14 protein-coding genes are annotated in these 15846 nt (G+C 43.4%); 4 read left to right on the forward strand and 10 right to left on the reverse strand.

Features of this window, described 5'->3' with window-relative positions; genetic code table 11:
* Window position 1 precedes the first annotated feature (1 nt).
* The gene (gene mqnE, locus QE417_RS03925) at window positions 2–1195 is read right to left on the reverse strand and encodes an aminofutalosine synthase MqnE (RefSeq protein ID WP_311947639.1); all 1194 of its coding nucleotides are present in this window, start codon (window positions 1193–1195) and stop codon (window positions 2–4) included.
* A gap of 452 nt (window positions 1196–1647) precedes the next feature.
* On the opposite strand from mqnE, the gene QE417_RS03930 reads away from it, so the two are divergent.
* Entirely contained in the window at window positions 1648–2355 is a 708-nt protein-coding gene (locus QE417_RS03930; protein ID WP_311947641.1) for a hypothetical protein, read from the forward strand.
* Window positions 2356–2465: 110 nt separating this feature from the next.
* Here QE417_RS03930 and alaS read toward each other — a convergent pair whose 3' ends face one another.
* The 7 genes from alaS to ribD form a co-directional block, all read right to left on the reverse strand.
* Entirely contained in the window at window positions 2466–5138 is a 2673-nt protein-coding gene (gene alaS / locus QE417_RS03935; RefSeq protein ID WP_311947642.1) for an alanine--tRNA ligase, read from the reverse strand.
* Between the two features lie 709 nt (window positions 5139–5847).
* Entirely contained in the window at window positions 5848–6855 is a 1008-nt protein-coding gene (gene bioB / locus QE417_RS03940; protein ID WP_311947643.1) for a biotin synthase BioB, read from the reverse strand.
* Window positions 6856–6882: 27 nt separating this feature from the next.
* Window positions 6883–8232, reverse strand: coding sequence for a magnesium transporter (gene mgtE / locus QE417_RS03945; RefSeq protein ID WP_311947644.1), 1350 nt, complete (start codon window positions 8230–8232; stop codon window positions 6883–6885).
* 105 nt (window positions 8233–8337) lie between these two features.
* A complete protein-coding gene (locus QE417_RS03950; RefSeq protein ID WP_311947645.1) occupies window positions 8338–8619 on the reverse strand; it encodes a hypothetical protein in 282 nt (93 codons plus the stop codon).
* 95 nt (window positions 8620–8714) lie between these two features.
* Window positions 8715–9329 carry an IMPACT family protein gene (locus QE417_RS03955; protein ID WP_311947647.1) on the reverse strand — a complete coding sequence of 205 codons (615 nt, stop codon included), beginning with the start codon at window positions 9327–9329 and terminating at the stop codon, window positions 8715–8717.
* A gap of 3 nt (window positions 9330–9332) precedes the next feature.
* Window positions 9333–10199, reverse strand: a complete 867-nt coding sequence (locus tag QE417_RS03960) for an EamA family transporter (RefSeq protein ID WP_311947648.1) — start codon at window positions 10197–10199, stop codon at window positions 9333–9335.
* Between the two features lie 6 nt (window positions 10200–10205).
* Window positions 10206–11252, reverse strand: coding sequence for a bifunctional diaminohydroxyphosphoribosylaminopyrimidine deaminase/5-amino-6-(5-phosphoribosylamino)uracil reductase RibD (gene ribD / locus QE417_RS03965; RefSeq protein WP_311947650.1), 1047 nt, complete (start codon window positions 11250–11252; stop codon window positions 10206–10208).
* Between the two features lie 33 nt (window positions 11253–11285).
* Here ribD and prmC point away from each other — a divergent pair, with 33 nt between their 5' ends.
* On the forward strand, window positions 11286–12146 hold the full coding sequence (gene prmC, locus QE417_RS03970) for a peptide chain release factor N(5)-glutamine methyltransferase (protein WP_311947652.1): 861 nt from the start codon (window positions 11286–11288) through the stop codon (window positions 12144–12146).
* 30 nt (window positions 12147–12176) lie between these two features.
* On the opposite strand, the gene QE417_RS03975 is transcribed toward prmC, so the two are convergent.
* On the reverse strand, window positions 12177–12551 hold the full coding sequence (locus QE417_RS03975) for a DoxX family protein (RefSeq protein WP_311947653.1): 375 nt from the start codon (window positions 12549–12551) through the stop codon (window positions 12177–12179).
* 183 nt (window positions 12552–12734) lie between these two features.
* Between QE417_RS03975 and QE417_RS03980 the strand changes: the two genes are divergently transcribed.
* Both QE417_RS03980 and QE417_RS03985 read left to right on the forward strand, forming a co-directional pair.
* Window positions 12735–14105: an exonuclease domain-containing protein gene (locus QE417_RS03980; protein ID WP_311954582.1), complete on the forward strand. Its 1371-nt coding sequence runs from the start codon at window positions 12735–12737 to the stop codon at window positions 14103–14105.
* 154 nt (window positions 14106–14259) lie between these two features.
* Window positions 14260–14799: a pyridoxamine 5'-phosphate oxidase family protein gene (locus tag QE417_RS03985; RefSeq protein WP_311947654.1), complete on the forward strand. Its 540-nt coding sequence runs from the start codon at window positions 14260–14262 to the stop codon at window positions 14797–14799.
* A gap of 138 nt (window positions 14800–14937) precedes the next feature.
* On the opposite strand, the gene QE417_RS03990 is transcribed toward QE417_RS03985, so the two are convergent.
* Complete coding sequence (locus tag QE417_RS03990; protein ID WP_311947655.1) at window positions 14938–15840, reverse strand: histone deacetylase family protein; 903 nt, start codon at window positions 15838–15840, stop codon at window positions 14938–14940.
* Window positions 15841–15846 lie beyond the last annotated feature (6 nt).

Genomic DNA, 15846 nt, shown 5'->3' on the forward strand with positions numbered 1-15846 from the left:
ATTAATTGATAACCGGCAGTTTGTAAAACTGTGGCTTAGGTGCATCGGCAAATTCATAGTCCATATAATCGGTAACCACATTATACAGGGTATCGCGCTCAATGGGATGGCGGCCAACGTTTTTGATCAGTTCAACCAACTCTTTAGTGCTCATACCGGGGTGTTGCTCCTCGGCTCCTGCCATTGAGTATATTTTGGTGGTATCGTCAAGCGTACCATCAATATCATCAACCCCAAAGCTTAAGGAGAGCTGTGCCGTGGTACGGCTAATCATGGCCCAGTAAGCCTTAATGTGATCAAAATTATCTAAATAGATACGTGCGATAGCGTAATTACGCAAATCTTCAATTACTGATACTTCTGGCACGTTAGACATTTGATTGTCTTTGTTACGGAACTTGAGCGGAATAAACGTTTGGAAACCACCGGTACGGTCCTGCAACTGGCGCAATTGCTCCATATGATCTACCCGGTGCCAGTACTCCTCAATATGGCCGTACAGCATGGTAGCGTTTGAACGCATGCCCAGCTTGTGCCATTCCTCGTGAATTTGCAGCCATTGGTCGCCGGTACATTTGTCTTTAGCTATCTTATCGCGCACCTCGGGGTGAAACAGTTCGGCACCACCGCCCGGCATCGATTCCAGGCCAGACTCCTTCATGAGGCGCATACCAGTGGCATAATCTACCTTAGCTTTCTTGAAGATGTAATGATATTCGACCGGCGTTAATGCCTTCACGTGCAAATCTGGTCGGTGAGCTTTAATAGCGCTGAAAAGCCCCTGGTAAAAAGCCATATCGTACTGCGGCAATACACCGCCTACAATGTGTACCTCCGTAACCGGCTCGTTGTCGTATTTTTTCACAATGTCGAGCATCTCGTCCATGGTGTACTCCCACCCTTCGCTACGCTCTTTTATTAAGCGCGAGTATGAGCAAAATTTACAATCGTACACGCACAAGTTAGTAGGCTCGATATGGAAGTTACGATTGAAGTATGTTTTATTACCGTGGCGCTTTTCGCGCATGTAGTTGGCCAATATGCCAAGGTAGCTGAGTTCGCCTTTTTCATATAAGGTAACGCCTTCATCAAAAGTAATACGCTCGCGGTTTAATACTTTTTGGGCGATATGTTTCAGATCTTCAGCTAAACGGGCATCATTGAGTAATACCCTTAGTTGTTGTTCAGCATCCATGTATAAATGTTTACACGGCAAATGTACTAATTTGAGCGTTGGGGCGTATCACTTGTTTGTAACAATTGGTTGATTGGTTGATTGGTTGATTCGAACAGGAATTTTAAGAATTGATTGAATTGGCAGAATTACCTACCGGCAAAGCTATACCCGCCAATGTCATTTCGACGAAGGAGAAATCTTTTCGAAGTGACGAGCTAATGATTCATTAAATCCATTAGTAATTTAATCAACAAAACATGGGCGTTGCCTCCGGCCCGGGCTTTATGCTGCAAGTCCTCGTTTCGCTCCGCTGCACTGTGGGCTTTCCGCTGCAATCCCTAACGCAAACTGCGGTCTGAATCAGAATTTTCAGAATTAAATAATTAATAGAATTTAGGATGTGATTGATGCTTTGTTTAATATATTTAAAACTTGCTTATATTTCGAGCACAACAACTCAATGCAAAACCATGCTTAAAAATATCACAATAGCTGCTTGTATAATGATGATCGTTGCTTGTGGTAAAAACAAAAGCGACCAGCCTAAACAATCACCCGATGCTGCAATTGATACTGTGGCAAGTTCACCTGATGTAAAAACCGGCAGTATTTCGGAAATAGACTCGTCGGGCGTATTAATGATTCCATTAACGCTTGATAGTGAAAATGATCGTGATGATAAAATACCGGGTTATAGTAGTAGTGGTGGTTCTACAAATTACTGGAACATTATATTTTATAATAGCCGCAGCCGTGAGCAGCATTTACTTACCGACAAAAAAGTTTTGATTAGTGAGTTTAGCGACGACACCCGATCGACCGATAGACATCTTTTCTTTTCAGTTATTACTGATGATTTTAATGCCGACAAAGTACTCAGCAACGATGATCCCCAGTATTTATTTATAACAGATAAGCAAGGCAATAATTTTATGCAGGTATCGCCCATGGGTTGTGATGTAACACATTGGGAATACATAAAGGCATCCAATAAAATTTTGATGACCGTAATTAAAGATACCACACACGACAAAGATTTCGACGAAAAGGATGAGGTTTCGATATTTGAGTATGAGATCGACAAGTCGGCAACACCAGTTGAAATAGTCTCCGAGAGTCTTAAAAGCCAATTAAAGTCGCTTTATAACAAGGATTGGAAGAAGGTTGAAAAGCAATAAAACCGCCATGCTGAACTTGTTTCAGCATCCCTTTTGCAGGGCTTGCAACCTTGCTTGTGAGATACCAAAATAAATTCGGCATGACGGTTAGTTTATCGTTGGTAGATGAATTATCCTATAAACCCACGCGCTTTTTCCAGCACACGGTCTAACCCACTTACATCTTTACCACCTGCGGTAGCAAAAAACGGCTGACCGCCGCCACCGCCTTGTACTTCTTTGGCCAGCTCGCGTACAATGTTGCCTGCGTTAAGGCCTTTGTCTTTCACCAGGTTTTCGGCAATCATCACGGTAATGTTGGGTTTGCCGTCAATATCGGCCACCAGTACGAGGTACAGATCGGCCACGATATCTTTTAACTGGTAAGCCAGGGCTTTAATGGCTTCGGCGTTGGGCAGGGCTACTTTTTGGGCAATAAAGTTAATACCGTTAATGTTTTCGGCTTTGGCAGTAAGCTCGGTTTTTAGGCCCGATGCTTTTTCGAGTACCGATTTCTCAATTTCCTTTTTCAGGCGGGTATTTTCTTCTAACAGGCTTTCTATGCTTTTGGCAATATCTTTCGGGTTCTTTAACAGCTCTTTTAACTGCTGAACCAGTACCGTTTGCTCATGCACATATTTCTCAACCGCTACACCTGTGATGGCTTCAATACGGCGCACACCGGCAGCTACGGCGCTTTCGGCAGTAATTTTGAAGAAAGCGATTTGCCCGGTAGCTTTTACGTGCGTACCACCACAAAGCTCTTTCGAAAAATCATCATCGAACGTAATTACGCGCACATACTCACCATACTTTTCGCCAAACAGGGCGGTTACGCCGCTGGTAATGGCTTCGGCGTAGGCTACGCTACGCTCCTCTTTAAGGCCGATGTTTTCGCGAATTTTCTCGTTAACGATCAGTTCAATCTGTGCTATCTCATCATCGGTAACTTTGCTGAAATGCGAAAAATCGAAACGCAGGTAATCGGCATTCACTAACGAACCTTTTTGGTTAACGTGGCTACCCAGCACCTGTTTCATGGCCGCATGTAATAAATGCGTGGCCGAGTGGTTGCCCTCAATACTCAAACGGCGCCCGCCATCTACATAAGCGGTCAAAGCATCATCAACAGACTCCGGCAGCACATCGGTAAAATGCACGATCAAGCCGTTCTCTTTCTTGGTATCGGTCACCTTCACAATCTCCCCATCCGGGAAGATCAGATCGCCGGTATCGCCAACCTGACCACCACTTTCGGCATAGAACGGGGTTTTATCCAGCACCAGTTGGTACTGCTCCTTGCCTTTGGCCGTTACCTTGCGGTATTTAACCACGTGGGCAATGGTTTCAATTTCATCGTAACCGGTAAATTCAACGCTGTCGTTGTCTTTTAGGACTATCCAATCGCCGGTATCTATAGCGGTTGCAGCACGTGAGCGGTCTTTTTGTTTTTGAAGTTCTTCATTAAAGGTTTCAATGTTTACTGTCCAGCCCCTTTCACGTGCCATTAATTCAGTTAAATCTAACGGAAAACCGAATGTATCATATAATTCAAATGCCGCCTCACCTTTGATTCTTTTTGGTATTGATTTACCTGTTACTTCATTATATGCATCTTCTAATGCTGCCCTTCCTTCAAAATACTTAATTCCCCTTTCTAATGTTCTTAAGAAAGCAAGCTCCTCCTCCAGAACCACTTTTTGCACAAAATCCTTTTGGCTGTACAACTCATTAAATACGCCCTCAAACTGATTGGCCAATAATGGCACCAGTTGATTTAAGAAAGGTTCTTTGAAACCCAAATATTGATAAGAATAACGTACCGCACGACGCAAAATACGACGAATAACATAACCTGCTTTGTTATTTGAAGGTAACTGACCATCGGCAATGGCAAAACTAATGGCGCGGATATGATCGGCCATCACGCGCATGGCTACGGCTTCGCTCCAAGCAGAACCGCTTTCAGGTGTTGCTTCGGGATGGTAGGTTTTACCACTCTTTTCAGATATAAACTGAATCAACGGCATAAACACATCCGTATCATAATTCGAAGTTTTGCCTTGCAGCACGCGCACCAAACGTTCGAAACCCATACCTGTGTCCACATGCTTATTAGGCAATGGCTGCAACGAGCCGTCTTTTAAACGGTTGAACTGCATAAATACGTTATTCCAGATCTCGATAACGTTCGGGTCGTCATTATTAACTAACTCAGCCCCCGAAACCTTCGCTCTTTCTTCATCGCTCCTTCCGTCAAAGTGTATTTCCGAACATGGTCCGCAGGGACCGGTTTCGCCCATTTCCCAAAAATTATCCTTTTTGTTACCGGGTAAAATATGGTCTTCGGCTACGTATTGTTTCCAAAAGTCGTAGGCTTCCTGGTCTTTGGCCAGGCCTTCTTTTTCGTCGCCCTCAAAATAGGTTACGTACAGGCGGTCTTTGTCCAGTTTGTAAACGCCGGTCAGCAGTTCCCAGCTCCAGTCAATGGCTTCTTTTTTAAAGTAATCGCCAAAGCTCCAGTTGCCCAGCATCTCAAACATGGTGTGGTGGTAGGTATCAACCCCTACTTCTTCCAAATCGTTATGCTTGCCCGATACGCGCAAACAGCGCTGGGTATCGGCCACGCGTGGTGATTTAGGCTCGGCTTCGCCCAAAAAAATGTCTTTAAACTGGTTCATACCCGCGTTGGTGAACATCAGCGTAGGGTCGTTTTTAACCACAATAGGTGCCGATGGTACAATGGTATGTCCTTTAGAAGCAAAGAAATCCAGGAAAGCCTGGCGTATTTGTTGAGCCGTCATGAGTGCAATTATATATAGGTGTGCAAAGATATTATATTACAAGGAAGCGCAAAGTGTTTTGGTTTTAATCATTCAATCATGGCGTTATAGCGAGGTACAAAATCTTTTTTACAAAAGTATTTTGGAGAAGCAAAGTTATTTAGCTTTTCGCTTATCTACCGCTTCTGAGCCGCGGGGGCTCTTTGTTCTTTTTCTTGATAAAAAGAACCAATCCGCCTAAGGCGGACACCTCCGCAATGCTTCGTTTGTCGCACCGGGCCACCGCTGCAAAGCCGGGCAGCACCACGGACTTTTTATCTTTTGCCCTGCTTCGCTCGCGCTTGCCCTATGATTCAGCAAAATCTAAGAGGCCCTTCCCTGACGCACTGGCCATCAGTGCTGCCCGTCTTTCGCCCCGAAGCTGGGAGGTGACGGAAATCATCTGAATCTGAATTTGCAAAATTATTTATAGTAATATTAATAGACATCGTCTTTAGGGGAGCGTGGGGCATTCAGCGCACCCGGCCAGGAGCTGCCTGTGTGGTGGAAGGGTTTGCGATGAATAGGCATTTTGGTTACTTTGGGGCTATGCCAAAGTAACAGCCCGCGCGGCAAATGAGCGCTCGCCGAGCGGCTTAAACACTATTTCTTGCAATAACAGAGATGTCATTAAAAAAAATGCCATCCCTCACTATCGTTCGGAATGACATTTCTATATGGAATTGTAAGCTTAAGCTTCTACAGTCTCTTCAACTTTTTTAGCCTGATGAGGGCGACCGTTTTTGAAAGCTTTGCGCGGAGTTAAGCCTAATAGCTCAAACATAGCCACATCCTCATCAAATGAAGGATTTGGTGTAGTCAACAGTTTTTCGCCTGCGAAGATAGAGCTGGCACCTGCCATAAAGCACAAGGCCTGCTCAACAGTGCTCATTTCGGTACGACCGGCTGATAAACGCACTACGGTGCGCGGCATTACAATGCGGGCAGTGGCAATCATCCGCACCATATCCCAAACCGAAACACGGGGCTGATCGGCTAATGGTGTACCCTCTACCGGAACCAGTGCATTCACAGGTACCGACTCGGGATGTTGAGCCATGTTAGACAATGTTTTAAGCATCGAAATACGATCTTCTACCGTTTCGCCCAAACCTATTATGCCACCACTACACACCGAAATCTTTGCTTTACGCACATTATCGATGGTTTTCAGGCGGTCGTCAAAAGTACGGGTGGTGATAATGCGTTTGTAATCATCTTCGGAAGTATCGAGGTTGTGGTTATAGGCATACAAACCGGCATCGGCCAAACGTTGAGCCTGGCTTTCGGTAAGCATACCCAGGGTACAGCAAACTTCCATATCCAGTTCGTTAACGGCTTGTACCATTTCAATAACCTTGTCAAAGTCGCGATTGTCGCGCACTTCGCGCCAGGCGGCACCCATACATAAGCGTGATGCACCACCGGCTTTTGCTTTTTGGGCAGCGGCAACCACTTCTTCTTTAGGTAATATGGCATGCACGTTCACTCCGGTTTGGTAACGGGCAGCTTGAGGGCAATAAGCGCAATCCTCGGGGCAACCGCCGGTTTTAACCGAAATAAGCGAGCTGATCTGTACTTCGGCGTAATCTTTATTTTCGCGGTGAACGGTTGCTGCGCGATAAATCAGATCGAGCAGCGGGGTATTATATATTTCAGAAATTTCTTCTTTGGTCCAGTCGTGTCTCACTTCAGTCATAAGCGTTTGAAATTTAAAGTGACAAATTTATAATAAAAGCTTTGTTGCCAACCATAGCGGCAATAAAAATCCTATACAATCGGTAAAAGTGGTAATAATTATAGATGATGCCACGGCCGGGTCTATGCCCACACGCTTCAAAAGCATAGGCACGGTAGCCCCGGTAAGGGCGGCCACAATTACGTTGCCCGTCATGGCAAAAAACAAAACGAGACCCAATAGCGGGTTGGCATCATACCAAACAGCAACCATACTTACAATAATGCCATTTACTGCACCATTGGTTAAGCCTACCAAAAACTCTTTGGTTACGGTTACATAAGCTTGCTTATCATTCAAATTACTTAACGATATACGCCTTACCGTTACGGCCAATGCCTGTGTGGCCGCGTTTCCGCCCATGCCCGCAATAATGGTAATATAAGCTTTAATAATAGGTAGTTTATCTAAAGTATCATCATAAGCCCTGATGACTGATGCCGCCAAAAATGCGGTGGCCAGGTTAATTACCAGCCAGGGCAAACGGCTTTTCACCGCATCGCGCCAGCCACCGGCAAGTTCCTCATCTTCTGATACACCCGAAATTTTCAGGATGTCCTCGGTGTTCTCCTCCTCCATTACGTCGATGATGTCATCCACCGTAATGCGGCCCAGTAACTTCATTCCATCGTTTACAACGGGTATACTGGTTATATTATATTGCGATATTAATTTAGCTACCTCTTCCTGATCAAGGTCGGCTTTTACATAAACAAAATCTTTGTTTACCAACTCCTCTACCCTAACCTGCTTTTTGGCCTTTATGAGGTCTTTAATCGAAAGTATGCCAACCAATTCATCATCATCATTAACAGCATAGAGGGTATAAAATTCCTCCATTTCTTCTGATTGGCTGATGATTTCCTCCAACGCCTCATTTTTGGTGTGATTAATGTTTACCTTAATTAATTCGGTATTCATCAACCCGCCGGCCGTGTCTTCGTCGTAACTTAACAGGGCACGAATGTTGGTGGCGTCTTCCTGATCTATATCATCCAGAATTTCCTTTTGATCCTCTTCATCAAGTTGCGAAATTAAGTCGGTAGCATCATCATAATCCAGTTCTTCTACAATTTCCGAACGTTTTTCGGGCGTAAGATTAACCAATAATTCGGCCGGATGATGCTCCTCATCCATTTCTGATATTACACTGGAGGCTTCATCAGTTGGAAGGATATTGATAATGCGTTCGCGCTCTTCAGGTTCGAGCTTCTCGAAAATGATGGCAATCTCCGAGCTATGATACTGTTGCAGAACCTCTTGCAAAGTAGCATCATCGCCCTCAAGCGCTGCCTTTACCCGCAACAGGTCCGACTTATCAATTTCAAAAGATTGCATACATGCCCAAGGTACAAAAAACGGCGCAAAAAGGCATAAAAAAGGGCAATGCAAGTACATGGCCCTCTGCTAAAAATCACTAAAAGAAAAAATATCGTAAAAACGTTAAGCTACTTTTTTAAGCTTATACGAAGTATTGTCATGATTAATGACCAACTCGTTTTGGTCGATAGACTCGATCATGATTTTTCGCTCACCGCTACGATCGTAATTGTGTATAAGTAAGTAATAGGCATCGTTCTCGTTTTTTATTAAACGGAACGGAGATACAATAGTGCCTGCTGGCTGTGTTTCCTTAAAAAACTTAATTTTTAGCAAGTGTTTCACAAAATCGAATTCGAACCTGCTCTCATTTTCGAGATAGATTCCGATTGGTTGCGCGTTCATGATTTTTGTTAGGTTAGATAGATGTAAATGTATTTTTCAAGTTAAACCTAATACTTAGCCTATTTGCAGAAATAATCCGCTAATATTAATGTTTTTTAGCTACTGAAAAGAAATTCAACTCGTGTATTAATAATACCACCCAACTTACCAATTGTTTGATTCACTTTAACTTTTCGTATCGAAATTTCATAAACACAACGATTATCTGATTGCTGTTGAATAATACTTACACCCTCTTCCTTAATAATTTTCATCACCTCGTTCATCTGCAGGTAATCAAACTCGATCTTGTACACATCGCTGATGATTTTTTCGGTAACACCGGCGGCAGCAATTCCCATTTCGGCTGCCGATTTATAAGCGTTGATCAAACCCGGTACACCCAACAATTTGCCACCAAAGTAACGCACCACAACAACTAAAACGTTGGTGACATCTTTTGATAGCAACACATTTAAGATTGGCCGCCCTGCCGTACCCGATGGCTCACCATCATCATTTACCTTAAATATGGAACGGTCGGGACTAAGGCGCATGGCCCAGCAATGGTGATTGGCTTTGGGGTGCAAGACCTTTAAATGGCTAACCAGGGGCTTAATATCTGCCTCGGCCTGTATGGGGTAAACAAACGCAATAAATTTACTCCCACGGTCGGCAAATACGGCTTCGGCCGGTTGTTTAACCGTTAGGTAGGTATCATCAAAAAGCATAAACTAAAACTTTGTAGAGTAAGCAATAAGAAGTATAGCCGCAACTGCAAGCCCTATGCCTACCTTATGCAATATACTCAGCTTTTCTTTAAAAATTAACAGTCCAATAAGTGTACCGCCGGTTATAACACCAATATTCATGGCTGTAAATACGGTTGATGGGTCTTTGGATAAACTTTGATGAGCTTTAAGGTAGAACAGGATATTGCCAAAATTGAATATACCCAATATCCATCCAAAAAAAATATGACGAAACAGAAAACGTTTCTTTTTGAACTTAATTTGGTATAGCGTACCTAAAACCGACACTATAAAAGCCGCCACATAAACCACGAATAATGACGCACTGTAAGGCGCAGTTTTACTTTGGGCCATTTGCTTAAACAAAATATCAATCACGCCAAAGCCTAAAAACACACCCAGCAGGTATAACCAGGTGTTTTTATTGTTATTTGAAACCACATGTTTGGTTTGCCATGGTATAAGGCAAAAAATAGCGGCAAAGCCGGTTACAATACCAATGCTTTTAAACAGGTTCAGTTTATCGCCAAATACTAAAAATGCTGCACTAAGCGATATAAGCAGGGATAAGCGCTGTGCAACATCCGTACGTACTATACCTGCACCTTTAACCGCCTCGGCCATAATGTAAAATACCAATGGTAGCAGTACACCCAGCAACAGGTACAAATTTAAGGGCGGATGTGTAATGCTTTCGGGCTGTGGTTTCAGGAATATCCAGGTAAGCAATGCTGCAATAGAATAATTCCAGGTGATGGCCTGTACTACATTAATTTGGTAACGTCGTGCCATTTTTAACAGTATGGACACGGTTACACTGCAGCATACGCTAAGGAATATATATAACATTGAGGTTTATTGGTTAAAGATAATTTGCAGGCTATCATCACCTACCATAGCATGTTCGGTTTTGTTGCCGAAGCATACCGGGGCTTTAATGCCATCGGCCAGCAAAGTTTTACCGGTAAATATACGGGCTTCGTCCCACAAACCTTCGGTAATAAAACTATTTAGTGTATGGGCGCCGCCTTCAATAATAACCGATTGTATATCCTGCAAATACAACTGGAACATGATGTATTGAGGCACAAAGCGGTCAAAATCTTCCAAAGCAATGTACTTTACTTTGCCTACAAAGTCGGTTTTTATGGCATTGAACACTAACGTTTCAACCGAGTTATCAAATACATGCATATCCTGGCTCAACTCAAGGTTTCTATCGATCACCACTCTTTTAGGAGATTTGCCCGGCCACAGCCTTGTATTCAGTTGCGGATTATCTACGCGGGCGGTGTTTTTGCCCACAAATATAGCATCTTCTTCGGCACGCCATTTATGCACCAGTTTGCGCGATTCGGGGCCGGTTATCCAGTGTTGCGAACCATCCTTTGGCGCAAAATAGCCATTGGCAGTTTGCGCCCATTTGAGTATGATGTAGGGGCGTTGCTTTTGTACCCGGGTAAAAAAGCGTTTGTTTAAATCGCGACACTCCTGTTCGAGTATTCCGGTTATTACTTCAATGCCTGCCTGTTGCAATTTTTCCATGCCTTTACCATCTACCTGTGCAAACGGGTCGCGGCAGCCCACTACTACTTTGGGTATTTGGTTCTTGATAATGAGGTCGGCACATGGCGGGGTTTTGCCGTAGTGCGCACATGGTTCTAATGAAATATAAATTACTGATTGTTTGAGCAATACATCAGCATTGGTAAAGTTTTTAAATATATCATTTATAGCATCTACCTCGGCATGCGCCTTGCCATATTGCTGGTGATACCCCTCGCCTACAATACGGTTGTTATGTACAATTACGGCACCCACCATAGGGTTTGGACTAACATTGCCAGCGCCTAAGGCAGCCAATTGGATGCAGCGCTGCATATAAATTTCATGGGTAGCCATGGTACAAAAGTAGCTTTTATGTTTATTTGTTGCATGAAAACGGTTAAAGATGCTTTTAATGTGATGAAGACTGGCTTAGCAGACATGTACAGCCCTGCCGAAGCTGACGCGATAACTACCTTGTTATTAACAGATTTAACAAAACTAAGCAACGCCCAGCTTAAAGCATATGGCGATACGGAACTGAATGTAGTGCAAAGCGAGCGGCTGCTTACCCAACTCGCCCAACTTAAAACCGGCATGCCTGTACAATACGTTTTGGGCCATACCGAGTTTTACGGACACACTTTTGAAGTCAACCCATCGGTACTGATACCCCGCCCTGAAACTGAAGAACTGGTGGACTGGATCATCAAAACCATAAACCATTCATCCGGCTTAAAAATACTGGATATTGGCACAGGTAGCGGCTGCATTCCGGTTTCTTTAAAGTTAATTGATATTAATAATGAGATTTTTACAATTGATATATCATCTAAAGCTTTACAAACTGCAAAGCACAATGCTGCCATGAATAATGCCGAAATTACCTTTATCGAAACCAATATATTAAACCCTGAACCATCAGTTATTACCCATCAAAAGTACCATGTAATAGTTAGCAATCCGCCGTATGTTACCGGTACCGATAAGCTGCAAATGCACCGTAACGTAACCGACTTTGAGCCACATACCGCCCTGTTTGTTCCGGATGCCGACCCGCTCCTTTTTTATAATGCCATAGCCGATTTTGCGATTGACCATCTTGAAACGGAGGGCTATCTCTTTTTCGAGATCAATGAAAGCTACGGGCAGGAAACGGTTGATATGTTAGCGAGAAAAGATTTTACTAATATTGAACTACGCCAGGACATGGCTGGAAAAGACCGTATGATACGTGCCGTTTGGGTGTAGTGAGGCCTGCTGTAACTTTCTATTCTTTATTCATTTCAAGGCAATGGTAGTTCTTTTGCGCCAGCATATATATGATCCTGTTACAAGTACCAGGGCAAAAATTATGAATGCCCAGTCTTTTAACGGATCGCCCACAACAATAAATGAATACATGGCCCCCATGAGGTCAAAGGTAAACCCGGCATAAGCCCATTCTTTAAGCCGTGGTAAACCTGGCATTAACAAAGCAATTACTCCCAGTATTTTAAATACCGCAAGCAAATGCGTTATTGGCGGCGTAAAGCCTATATGTTTAAGCATGGCATCGCCCTCGGGTGTCGATTTAAAACTCATTACCGCCGAAAACAGCATGAGCGCGCATAACAAACCGGTAAAAATCCAGTAAAAAATAGTGATCGCTTTCATTATGATTATTAGGTTTTTAGTAGGACCCTAAATTACTATACAAACTTTTAATAAGCAACATCCTGTTGCTTTATGTAATCGTAATTCTTGCTTTGCCTTAACTATTCATTATATATTTGAATGCATTCTTTTTCAAACTAACAATTTTAGCATTATGATTATTTGTTTACTTTTGATGTTGTGATGTACGCCATAGTTGATATTGAAACCACCGGAGGCCATGCTAATGCAAATGGCATAACCGAAATTGCCATTTGCATTCATAATGGCCATGAGGTTGTGCAGCGCTACGAAACGCTGGTAAACCCCGGCGTTGATATACCGGTATATATACAGGCGCTTACCGGTATCAGTAATGAAATGGTGCGCACAGCGCGTCCGTTTAAGGATGTAGCTTATGATATATTTAACTTGCTGCATGGCTGCATTTTTGTAGCACATAATGTAAATTTTGACCATTCATTTGTTAAATACCATTTGGCCCAGGCCGGGTATGATTTGCAATGCAACAAGCTTTGCACCGTACGCCTGAGCCGCAAAATATTGCCGGGAATGTCTTCATACAGCCTGGGCAAACTATGTCATCAATTAGGTATAGGTAATGCCGCCCGTCACCGCGCAGCCGGTGATGCCGATGCTACTGCCGAATTGTTTACCTTGTTACTCAACAGCGATGTACACAATCACATCCCCGATGCCCTGAAGCAACGCTCAAAAGAACAGGTGCTCCCCCCTAATTTGCACCGTAAATTTATTGATAAGTTGCCTGCTACACCGGGCGTTTACTACTTTCATGATAATAAAGGCAAAGTAGTGTATGTAGGCAAAGCCGTAAACATAAAAAAGCGTGTTGCCAGTCATTTTGCCGGTAACAACTCCGGGGCGCAACGGCAGGAATTTATGCGGCATATACACCAGATAAGTTTTCAGGAGTGCGGAACGGAGCTGATGGCCCTGCTTACCGAAGCTGTGGAAATAAAACGCCTTTGGCCCAAATTTAACCGCTCACAAAAACAGCTGGAATTTAACTTTGGCTTATACACCTATGAAGACCAACGTGGCTACGTGCGTTTAGTGGTTGATAAGCGGCGTAAGTATTCGTCGCCCGTGCATACGTGCAGTTCATTACTTACCGGGCGCGCTTTGCTTACCCGGCTTATTGATGCTTATGAGCTTTGCCCCAAGTTTTGCATGGTTCAAACCAATGCCGATACCTGTACGGGAACCAATGCCACCCAGTGCGCCTGTAGCGGTAATGAAACTGTGGCCAGCTACAATCAAAAAGTATTAAACGCTATTGAGGGACTTAAACAGGCCTTACCTACTTTTGCTATACGTGATGAAGGCCGTAAAGATGATGAGCACAGCTGCATCCTGATTGAAGAAGGCCGCCTTTATGGTATGGGCTATATTTCACACTATATGGAAGCCAATAACCTGGCACAACTTAAAAATTACCTTACACCTTACCCTTCAAATGATTATATGCGTAACATGGTTATAACTCATGCTGAACAATTTCCGTGGAAGAAGGTAGAGTTGGTGGCTGTATAAATCTTATTGAACCGGGACCACATTTAAACAGTTGATCGAGTCAACTCTGAGTTCGATGCAATTTAATTCAAACTACCAAATATTAACTTCTTAAACACAAAAAGCTTTCCATGCGGTTACATATAGGCATTAACTTATAAATACCTATAAAAACATGGATAGCATTAATCAAAACCAGCCCGAGGATAATTTTAAAAATCTGCAGGGCGAAGAAGCTAAAGCAAAAATTAAAGAACTTGCCGAAAAGGCATCCAGCTGTTTCTTTTGTTCGAACATAAAAACCGGGTTACCATTTTCAACCCGCCCAATGGCCGTACAAAAAATAGACGATGAGGGAAACTTTTGGTTCCTGAGCGCTGATGATAGCCATAAAAATGAAGAATTAAGCCACGACCCGTTCGTGCACCTGTTGTTCCAGGGTTCGGCCCATTCTGATTTTTTGAACATTTACGGTATTGCCGACGTAAGCAAAGACAAGGAGAAGATAAAAGAACTTTGGGAACCCATACTAAAAACCTGGTTTACTGAGGGCGAAGATGACCCACGCATCACTGTTATTAAAGTTGAACCAACCGCAGGTTATTATTGGGACAATAAGCACGGTAACGCTATAGCATTTATTAAGCAAGCCGCCGGTGCTGTAATGGGCAAAACGCTGGATGACTCCATTGAAGGTAAACTTGATATTGATTAATCTTTAAAAGCTCCATAAACAAAAAACAGGCCGAACATAAATTTGGCCTGTTTTTGTTATGATAAGTTTTGGTATACTACGATTTTGTATGGTAGTATATGAGTGTTTTGTTTTTATACAATTTACATATTCACCACTTCAAAAAAATATATCCACCGCTACCCTATACGTATTGCAATGCGCCTCCACAATATCCCTAATGTGAGGCGAATACCCACCGCCCATGCTCACCTGTACGGGTACACCCGCATTTTTGCACTGCTGTAATACAAAACGGTCGCGCTCTTTGCAAGCTTCTTTAGTGAGGGATAGCTTGCCTAATTTATCCGATTCCAGTACATCTACTCCCGAAAGGTAAAAAATGAAATCGGGCTTTTGCTGAGCGATTAATTGCGGAACGGTGCAGTATACTAAGTCCAGAAACTCATCATCGCTAACACCATCAGCCAGCGGTATATCAAGGTCTGATCGTTCTTTGCGGAATGGGAAGTTTTTGTCGCCATGCATGGAGAAGGTGAACACGCGCGGCTCCTGCTCAAATATTTCGGCAGTGCCATTGCCCTGGTGAACATCTAAATCAATAATTAAGATAGATTGAGCTAATCCTTTATTTAATAAATAATTGGCGGCAATAGCCTGGTCATTTAACATACAAAAACCTTCGCCCCAATTGCTGCCGGCATGGTGGGTTCCTCCGGCTACGTTAAAGGCTATGCCGTTCTCAAATGCGTAATGGCAACCGTCTATAGTTCCTTTGGCAATGCGTATTTCTCGCTCTACCAATTGATGAGTAAGGGGGAAACCTATCCGGCGTTGCTCTTTAGGCAGTAGTGATAAATTGCGCAGTTGTTCCCAGTAGACTTTGTCGTGTGTTAACAGTATAGTCTCCTCATTCAATGGTTCGGGCGAAAACAGGCTATCCTCAGTGATAAGCCCCTCGTGCAGTAACTGTTGTGGTATCAGCTCATACTTTAGCATCGGAAACCTGTGCCCTTCGGGCAGTGGATGGGCGTATATAGGGTCGAAAGCGATTTTTAGCATAGGCAA

It is taken from the genome of Mucilaginibacter terrae (assembly GCF_031951985.1).
Classification (GTDB): Bacteria; Bacteroidota; Bacteroidia; order Sphingobacteriales; family Sphingobacteriaceae; genus Mucilaginibacter; species Mucilaginibacter terrae_A.

Excerpts from the sequence above, each read along its gene's own strand:
- QE417_RS03930 (WP_311947641.1), top strand. The coding sequence starts at position 1,648 with ATGCTTAAAAATATCACAATAGCTGCTTGTATAATGATGATCGTTGCT.
- mqnE (WP_311947639.1), bottom strand. The coding sequence starts at position 1,195 with ATGGATGCTGAACAACAACTAAGGGTATTACTCAATGATGCCCGTTTA.
- mgtE (WP_311947644.1), bottom strand. The coding sequence starts at position 8,232 with ATGCAATCTTTTGAAATTGATAAGTCGGACCTGTTGCGGGTAAAGGCA.
- QE417_RS03955 (WP_311947647.1), bottom strand. The coding sequence starts at position 9,329 with ATGCTTTTTGATGATACCTACCTAACGGTTAAACAACCGGCCGAAGCC.
- QE417_RS03985 (WP_311947654.1), top strand. The coding sequence starts at position 14,260 with ATGGATAGCATTAATCAAAACCAGCCCGAGGATAATTTTAAAAATCTG.
- QE417_RS03960 (WP_311947648.1), bottom strand. The coding sequence starts at position 10,199 with ATGTTATATATATTCCTTAGCGTATGCTGCAGTGTAACCGTGTCCATA.
- QE417_RS03950 (WP_311947645.1), bottom strand. The coding sequence starts at position 8,619 with ATGAACGCGCAACCAATCGGAATCTATCTCGAAAATGAGAGCAGGTTC.
- QE417_RS03975 (WP_311947653.1), bottom strand. The coding sequence starts at position 12,551 with ATGAAAGCGATCACTATTTTTTACTGGATTTTTACCGGTTTGTTATGC.
- alaS (WP_311947642.1), bottom strand. The coding sequence starts at position 5,138 with ATGACGGCTCAACAAATACGCCAGGCTTTCCTGGATTTCTTTGCTTCT.
- QE417_RS03980 (WP_311954582.1), top strand. The coding sequence starts at position 12,735 with ATGTACGCCATAGTTGATATTGAAACCACCGGAGGCCATGCTAATGCA.
- prmC (WP_311947652.1), top strand. The coding sequence starts at position 11,286 with ATGAAAACGGTTAAAGATGCTTTTAATGTGATGAAGACTGGCTTAGCA.
- bioB (WP_311947643.1), bottom strand. The coding sequence starts at position 6,855 with ATGACTGAAGTGAGACACGACTGGACCAAAGAAGAAATTTCTGAAATA.
- QE417_RS03990 (WP_311947655.1), bottom strand. The coding sequence starts at position 15,840 with ATGCTAAAAATCGCTTTCGACCCTATATACGCCCATCCACTGCCCGAA.
- ribD (WP_311947650.1), bottom strand. The coding sequence starts at position 11,252 with ATGGCTACCCATGAAATTTATATGCAGCGCTGCATCCAATTGGCTGCC.